The 7,537-nt window shown below is 66.5% G+C and carries 8 protein-coding genes and 1 pseudogene; 5 read left to right on the top strand and 4 right to left on the bottom strand.

What is annotated here, in order from left to right; all coding sequences use genetic code 11:
• Positions 1-31 precede the first annotated feature (31 nt).
• From JK364_RS53600 to JK364_RS53610, 3 genes and pseudogenes are all read right to left on the bottom strand, one after another.
• Positions 32-1,123, bottom strand: a pseudogene (locus JK364_RS53600) (transposase family protein).
• A 486-nt stretch (positions 1,124-1,609) separates the two neighbouring features.
• A complete protein-coding gene (locus tag JK364_RS53605) occupies positions 1,610-1,840 on the bottom strand; it encodes a hypothetical protein (protein WP_201858750.1) in 231 nt (76 codons plus the stop codon).
• Between the two features lie 88 nt (positions 1,841-1,928).
• Positions 1,929-2,225, bottom strand: coding sequence for a hypothetical protein (locus JK364_RS53610; RefSeq protein ID WP_201858751.1), 297 nt, complete (start codon positions 2,223-2,225; stop codon positions 1,929-1,931).
• Between the two features lie 305 nt (positions 2,226-2,530).
• On the opposite strand from JK364_RS53610, the gene JK364_RS53615 reads away from it, so the two are divergent.
• Both JK364_RS53615 and JK364_RS53620 read left to right on the top strand, forming a co-directional pair.
• A complete protein-coding gene (locus JK364_RS53615; protein WP_201858752.1) occupies positions 2,531-2,824 on the top strand; it encodes a hypothetical protein in 294 nt (97 codons plus the stop codon).
• Between the two features lie 126 nt (positions 2,825-2,950).
• Positions 2,951-3,445: a DUF6301 family protein gene (locus tag JK364_RS53620; RefSeq protein WP_201858753.1), complete on the top strand. Its 495-nt coding sequence runs from the start codon at positions 2,951-2,953 to the stop codon at positions 3,443-3,445.
• Between the two features lie 550 nt (positions 3,446-3,995).
• On the opposite strand, the gene JK364_RS53625 is transcribed toward JK364_RS53620, so the two are convergent.
• Positions 3,996-4,349, bottom strand: a complete 354-nt coding sequence (locus JK364_RS53625) for an MBL fold metallo-hydrolase (protein ID WP_201858754.1) — start codon at positions 4,347-4,349, stop codon at positions 3,996-3,998.
• Between the two features lie 697 nt (positions 4,350-5,046).
• Here JK364_RS53625 and JK364_RS53630 point away from each other — a divergent pair.
• The 3 genes from JK364_RS53630 to JK364_RS56710 form a co-directional block, all read left to right on the top strand.
• A complete protein-coding gene (locus JK364_RS53630) occupies positions 5,047-5,358 on the top strand; it encodes a hypothetical protein (protein WP_201858755.1) in 312 nt (103 codons plus the stop codon).
• Entirely contained in the window at positions 5,355-5,498 is a 144-nt protein-coding gene (locus tag JK364_RS53635; RefSeq protein WP_201858756.1) for a hypothetical protein, read from the top strand. Before JK364_RS53630 ends, JK364_RS53635 begins: the two co-directional genes overlap by 4 nt.
• Positions 5,499-7,281: 1,783 nt before the next feature.
• The coding region (locus JK364_RS56710; protein WP_230993946.1) for a hypothetical protein at positions 7,282-7,537 on the top strand (256 nt) is incomplete at its 3' end.

Consider the following 7,537-nt stretch of genomic DNA (forward strand, 5'->3'; position numbering starts at 1 on the left):
CTGTCCTTACCGGAAATCTCGTCCGTGCAGGTCACGCTGTATGTTGGTATTCGTGGAGGATGCCGCCGAGGCGATCGTGTCGGTGTATTCGAGGCGGGCTAACGCGTCGGGATCGTCGATCGGCGGGGGCACGGGGCGGAGCGGTCCGGCGTTTGCGATGCCCTGGCGTGGGCGGTGTGTGTTGTAGAACTGCTCGAACTCGCGCAGGGTGTGGGGGAGATGTCGCTGGTTCCAGATTAACGTCCGGTCCGGGGGCTCGCGGCGGCAGGTCTGTATCCACCTTTCCATGATCGAGTTCATTCGTGGCATCTGGATGCCGCTGAGGACGACGTCGATCCCCGCGTCCTTGAGGACGGCATCGAAGAGGTCGGGGAACTTCCCGTCCCGGTCCAGGATCATGAACCGTGTGCAGCAGCCGAGGTCGTCGGGGTCCATGACGAGGTTCTTCGCGGCTTGCGCTACCCAGGATGCGCTTGGATGCGCGGTGGCGCCCAGGACGCGGATCCGGCGACTGCCGTGTTCGATCACCACGAACACGTACATCCGTACCCCCGACAGCGTTTTCCATGAAGTCGCAGGCCAGCAGGGCATCAGCCTGAGCCCGAAGGAAGGTGGCCCAGGTACTGGAGGCCCACTCGGGTGCTGGGTCGATGCCGGCCTCCTTCAAGAATTCCCAGACGGTGGACGCGCCCACCTTCACCCCCAGTACAAGCAGCTCGCCGTGCAGACGCCTGTACCCCCAGCTCGGGTTCCCCTTCGCCAGTCGCAGCACCAGGACGCGGATCGAGCGCACTGTGCGCGGCCGTCCCGGGCGCTTGGGCCGGCAGGAGGCGGCATGGCGGCGCGCGACGAGGGCGCGGTGCCAACGCAGCACCGTGTCGGGGCGTACGAGCAGCCGTAGTCTTCGCAGGACGTGCGGTGGCAGCCGGTGCAGCTGCGCCGCCAGGAATGCCCGATCGCTCGGTGTGAACCGGACCTTTTCCTGGCCGAGTTGGCGTTCCAGCACGGTGATCTGGTGGCGCAGGGCGAGGATCTCCGCGTCCTTGTCCCGGTCGGTCATCGGCAGCAGGCGAAGCATCACGAACGCGTTCGACACACCCAAGTAAGCCAGTCGCAGCAGCACGATCGATCATCATGACGTTCTGACGGCAGCTGCGCGAGAGCGTCGACTCAGACGACCGCGACCAAATTTCGGGAAACCCGATGCACCGGCCCCTACCAGGGCGGATGAGGTTTCCGGCAAGGGCAATCCGCCACATGTCGGACGTACCGCCCGTGCACCCGGCCCGATGGTCTCGAACAGTGCGGACGCGCCGCCCCGACAGCTCTGGCATGGGCGTGGAGCACGATCTGGGCCGCCGACTGCTGGACGAACTCAACTACGCCGGCCAGATGAGGAAGAACCGCTTCAAGGCTTCGCGAACCACACCAGCGGCAACGTGCCGAACCAACCGCCGGGCACGGGCCTAATCACAAGATCTTCGACAGAGTCGAATTACGTGACGCGGAACCCGCGTCCGGTGGGAAATTTCATGATCGCTCACAGGCTGGCTCGGGCCACGGATTCCCGGTGTCACCCATTGGTCAACTCTCGACTGTTTTCCAGCCGCTACGGCTGCACAATGAAGTGCGTCGGAGGCGCTCCATCGCGTACCCACAGCGAGGCCAACTTCATTGCGATCGCGCGGTAGAGCGTGTCCTCGGCTCCGCTTTCGGGCGACAGTTGCTCGGTCGTCTTGTCGAGGAACAAGGTCCGCCGCTCGCCTGTCGAGTTCTCGTATTGATAGCGGACTACTTTCTCATCCTCGTAAATTCTCTCGACATGGGCACACAGAGCCACGTCAATCCCTCCGCCGATCAGCCATAGTGTCGAATTCTCCCACCCGCGATCGAGGCCTTCTTCCTAGTGTCTCGTGATTCTGATTGCGCTACTTCGAGTTGTTATTGACGAGTTTCTTCACGCTGGTCTGGACGAGTCGGACCTTGGTGAGGATCTCGCTGGCGCTGGCGCTGGCGGTCCGGGTGACGGGTTTCGCGTTCCTCTTCCAGGAGTTGATGTAGTCGGGGATCTGTTTGACCAGGACGTTGACGCTTGCGAACGTGCCGCGGCGGATGGACTGGCGGGCGATGATCCCGAACCAGATCTCGATCTGGTTCAGCCGCGAGGACCCGACCGGGGTGAAATGGAAGTGGACGTGCGGGTTTTCCGCCGGCCATGCCTTCACCTCGGGGTGGTGTGCGTGGAGAGGTTGTCCAGGGCGACGTGGATCTCGCCCGAGCCCGCACCCGCGGCGGCACCTGGGTACGCGGCCCGCCCCGGCGGTTCTCCTCCGAACCGGCAAGGCCCCGCTCGGCACATGACGCTGCGCGTGGGCGATCTGGACACACCGCGCGTAGACACCGACTGGGCCACCGTCCGGTCACACCCGACCTGGATCTCGGACTGTTGATCCGCGATGTGCTGGCCGACGAGAACCGCCGTGACCGAATATTCTCGTATTGACCGATCGCGCGGACGAAGGAGGACCCCATGCTCGACAAGCACCCGTCCGATGCGGAGCTGCGAAGTACCTTCGCCGTGCTGCTCGACTCGGTGTGCAGCGGGAGCGGCATGTACACCCACAGCGGACTCGACACCGAGACCGAGGAGGCGCTGTGGTCGATCGCCCGCGCCTACCCGGATGTGCCCGACAGCTCTGTCGCCGCAGCCCGCGCCGCGTTCGCGGGCCAGCTCGACGGTAGCAACGTTGCTGCGGAAAAGGCCGAAATCGCCCGAAAGGTAGCGGAATTCAACCGCAAGAAGCGGCACGGAAGGGCGAACTGATCTCGACCGACCGCGCCCTGCGCGCCGTGAGCGTGTTGGGATCGGCCCGAGCGTCCGTTCGCGACGGCGTCGAATTGCGGCTTCGAGTTCACGAACGAACCTGTGGCAGGGAGTATGGAGGCGGGGATGACCGACGATCCGAAGGCCGATATCGAGACCGCGGCGGAATTCTTTCGCGCGGCCACGCAGTTCGACTGGACCTGGGGCACCGGTGATATCGAGCGATTCAGTCGGCTGGTCGGCTGGGCGCCGGCAGAGCTGAGCACTGAATCGACGATCGTCATGACCACGAGCGCTCAGCTGGAAAAGCCCCTGGGCCGGGTCGAGGTCCACGGCGCGAAGATCCATCAAGTGACGGTTCATCTCGTCGATTCGGTCGATGCCGCATGGCACGAATTCTTGGTCGGCGTCTTCGACGAGGCCGTCGCCACCGTGAACGACATCCTCGGAGCGCCGTTCGCCGTGGTCCCCGAGCGCAGGTCGAAGGTGTTCTGGGACAACCCGGCATTCGTCGGCGAGTTGGTGCTGCTGGATCGCATCGTGATCGGCTCGGTGGTCCGGCGGGACTATCCGCCGCTGGTCGACGAATTGGAAGGGCGCGGCTTCTGGCCGCCGGAGTAGCACCGTCGGCCCTCGGCCGCGCGGCCGTCAGCCCCGACTGATGGCGCTGACCCGCGAGCGCCCTGGCGTGATCGAGGCGCATGAGCCGGAGCCCGCCGGGCCGGTGTCGAAACCGTCGATGTCGTTGCCCTGGACCTGATTACCCGTCTGCTGGGTCGGGTACCGCGAACCCGGGGCGCCAGACGGTTGGCGCCGCGACACTGGGTGGTGTGGGCGAGGAGGCCTGAGACGTGGCGTCGCCGCCGCCGAAGGCAACGACCGCGGCGGCGACCAGGGCGGCCATGCCGAGCGCACCGAGCAGTGGAACCACTCACTGACGGCGCGGCTTCTGCCCGCGTGATCGGTCCCACAGTCCGTGGAATTCGTCCCGATAGGTTTCGGGTTGGACGCCGAGCTCGGGTTCGGGCCGCGTTGACGGTAGCCGATCGACCACCCAGTCCCTCAGACAGTCGGCGTTGGGCTTCTTGATGAAGATGTCAGCGAGCGCGAAGCGGCTACCGGCTCGTCTTCGACCAGCCGCCTGAGCCGCTCACGGGTATCCCGCAGCAACTCAACTTCGAGGATTTCGTGTCACCAACCTCCCGAGACGGTACACCGGACCCGGCAGGAGCGCCGGGAAACGTGTGCTGAAAGCAGACTGGTGAGGCTGCCACGGGGGAGTTGCCGACTCGTGCCGACGCAGTTCCACGGGGTCGTGGGCGGAGAAGATCGTGATCTCGTCGCCAGATTCGCGTGCCAGCTCCAGCAGCCTGTGCTGGTTACGCAGGCGCTTGCCGCGCTCTGTGTCCGCGAGGAACTGGAACAGGCGCAGGCCGGGTGTCGAGCGGAGATTGGCCCGATCCACCTCGCCATGGAAGAAGTAGGCGTCGCCTGCGTGCAGCATCCAGCCGTCGCCGCTGTCCACTGCCACTCCTGTTTGGCCTCCTCGGGGGAGACGATCTTCGCCTCATGGCAGATCGCCGGTAACCTCCCTTCGAGTGCTGGGCGCGCGACTGCGTGCACCGCAGTCGGCGCAGTGCGTTTCGTGCCCTTCGAGTCGGCGTCCTGCGAGGGCGTCGAGCGACGCACACCCACGGTCTTTCGCAGGGCAGCGAACTGCGGACGAACGGCCGGGGTAATTCCGGCGAACCCTTCGCGAGCGTGCCGGCGATGCGATTGACGCCCGACTCCTTCATCAGCAAGCGTTGACTCGCATGAGCACCATGTACTTCCGTGCGGAGCGCGCCCGGCCGCTGCGGGCAGCGGGAGATCGACGAGTTCTCCTCCGTGATTGCTGCCCTGGATCCGGACCGGTTCACCGGGGAGGACGAGGGCGCGGAGGGCTTCGACGTTCCGTACGGCAGCGGCGAGGCCGTACAGCCCGGACGAGGTGCTATGGGACGCGCGGAAGCTGGTCCACTGCCGCGATGCGGAGATCCTGGCGGTCGGCCTCGACCACACGCTGGCTCTCCTCAACTCCCTGCGCCGGACTTGGGCGCCGCCGAATGGCATGTGCACCTGGACGACGTCGACCTGACTCTGGGACGACGACCGCAGCTGGTACTTCCCCGAAGCCCTGGCGGACGAATGAAACCGACCGGCCCTGCGAGGGGGCGCCCGGGATGAGCATGTACCAAGTCGTGGCTCTGGTCGGCGCCGTCGTCCTGGCCGCCGGCGTGGTAGCCATCGGAGTCATCCTGCGAAGCGGCCCGATCATTGCCCCCCTTGTCGTCCAACCCCACTGCGCCACCTGCGGACACCCGCAGCCCGAGCACGGCGGCGGCCACTGCGGGCATAAATACGGGGATGAGCGGTGGGGAAACGACAGCTTCGGCACCGACTGGCCGAAATGGGGCAGGCCGGACTACTGCGACTGCCGCAATTTCACCGCGCGTCGTAAGGGCGCCGTGGAACGAGGCAAGGAGGGGCCATGATGGGGATCGTCCTGGCCATCGTCATTCCGCTCACGGCGATCGGCCTCGCTCTGGGCATCTATCTGCTCTGGGCACGCTGGGGCACGAAGCAGCCCGTTAAGCACGACGGTTCGGGGTCCCACTGGTCCCCATTCAGCTGACCCGCCACTACACAACTCCGCGGATGGGGCTACCCAGAAGAGCATGCCGTCGGGGGCGTCGAACACACTCCTGCCTGGCTGGGAGCCAAGCTCGACTCGCTGCCCAACCTCTGTGTGGAGATCCAAGGGACCTCAGGGTGGCAGCACCCCGAACGGGCCGGGCGGATCTCGGCGAGATCGTCCAGGCACTGCGAGAAGCTCCCGGCCAGGTGAATGTCGCGTACGGCCTCTATCCCTCCCGGAGGGGGTGTGGCCCGGCCACCCGCGCGGTCGTCCTGGCGTCCCAGTACACGGCGAGCGAGGACGGGGAGACGGCAGTGGCACACGGTTCCACTGGTATATCCGAGACCTGGGCGCACTCCGCCAAAGAGACGTTCGGACAGCCCCTCGGTTTGACTGCGCCACGAATATCGCAGCAGAGCGGGACACAAGCCCGGCCCAAGCAACGCAGCGTCACAACGAAAGTTCAGCGCACCCTTCCCCGCAGACTGACCGCGGACGCGGCGACGGTGTTCTCGTGCAGAGCCGTGGTGTGGATCGAGCCCTACTTCCCGTCCAGGCGCTGCCCCTTCACCGACAGCATCAGTTTCGAACTCGAACCCGATGGTTGAGGTGGGGCGGGGCCGCGGGTTGCTGCGATATCCCCCGACCGGAGTGTCGATCTCAGGCGAGGAGCGTCGGCGGAATCGGCAGAATCGGGTCGGTGGTGTCAAACGCCGAGGGAACCTGGCGCAGGGATTTTAGGTGAGCGCTCGGCCGCTCAGGGTGCGCGGTGGCGTCGGTGCTAGGACTACTGGAGGAGCGGGAGACACTGCCCGTATGCGGGGTACCTCTTCGGGGAGGGATGCGTAATCCACTTTACTCCCACCGAGCGTTCATGAATGGGGCGGCTCGGCTCAGACCTCCGCGCGTGAGCGATCAGTGTGGAAATTGAACCCGTCGTGTGTACGTCCCGAAGTCGACCTTGTGTGCCATTGGCGAGCCCTTAGGGCACTGAGAAGCAGAAGAGCTTGCCGGACCAGCTGGCGAAGATGTGGTCGTCGGTGGGAAACGTCGACCAGGAGCCGGAGCCACCGCTGACGGGATGGTGCCAGATCTGTTGGCCGGTCTCGGCGTCGAAGCCGAGAGCCCTTTCTTTCCCGCGAGGAGGAAGAGGTCGCGTATGGCGCCCAGGAACTGTAGCTCGCCGAGGCCGGAGCCTGCCGTCCAGCGCTTCGCCCCGGTCTGGGCGTCGACCGCGTGCAGGACCTGGTCGAGGTAGCAGACGGTGTCACCGGACCGGCCGTAGCCCCGCATCCCCCGGGCCGCGGTCCGCACGCTCCACAGGGTCTTGCCCGTCTTTGGGGCGAAGGCGGCGAGCCTTGCACCGGCTGCTGCGCGCCGTCAACAGCACCAACGGCGATCTGCCGGACGACCTGGACGAGTTGGTCACGGCCTGGCGCGCGACCACCAGCTCCCTGCGGCTGCTGCTGGTCGTGGGCGACGCCCGCGGCGCGGAACAGGTGCGCACCCTGCTGCCTGCCGGTCCGGGCAGCAGTACTGGTGGCCAGCCGGCAGCGCCTGCCGGACTCGACGCCGGCCTGCGGCTCACCGCGGAGCCCCTCAGCACGGGCAAGGCGGTCCCGCTGCTCACGCACCTGCTGGGTGAGGCGCGCGCCGAGGGGGAACCAGAGGCCGCGCATGAACTCGCCCGGCGCTGCGGCGGTCTGCCCCTAGCACCGCGGATCACGGGGCCCGGCTGCAGAACCGCCCGTACTGGACACTGGCCCACCTGGTGGACCGGATGTCGGACGACGCGCGCCGCCTCGGCGAACTGCGGGCCGATGACCGCAGCGTGGAGGCCGCCTTCCGGATGTCGTACAACCAGCTCGCACCCGAACTGCGGCGCGCTTTGCGCGCGTTGGGCCTATCGCCGACCGCCGGATTCGACGCGCTCACCCCTGCCGTCATGCTGGGCCGTTCCCGCGAGGACACTGAGGATCTCCTGGAGCGCCTGGTCGACGCGAGTCTGCTGCAGCAGCCGCAGCCCGGCCGCTACC

This window comes from Streptomyces endocoffeicus (assembly GCF_016741935.1).
Classification (GTDB): Bacteria; Actinomycetota; Actinomycetes; order Streptomycetales; family Streptomycetaceae; genus Streptomyces; species Streptomyces endocoffeicus.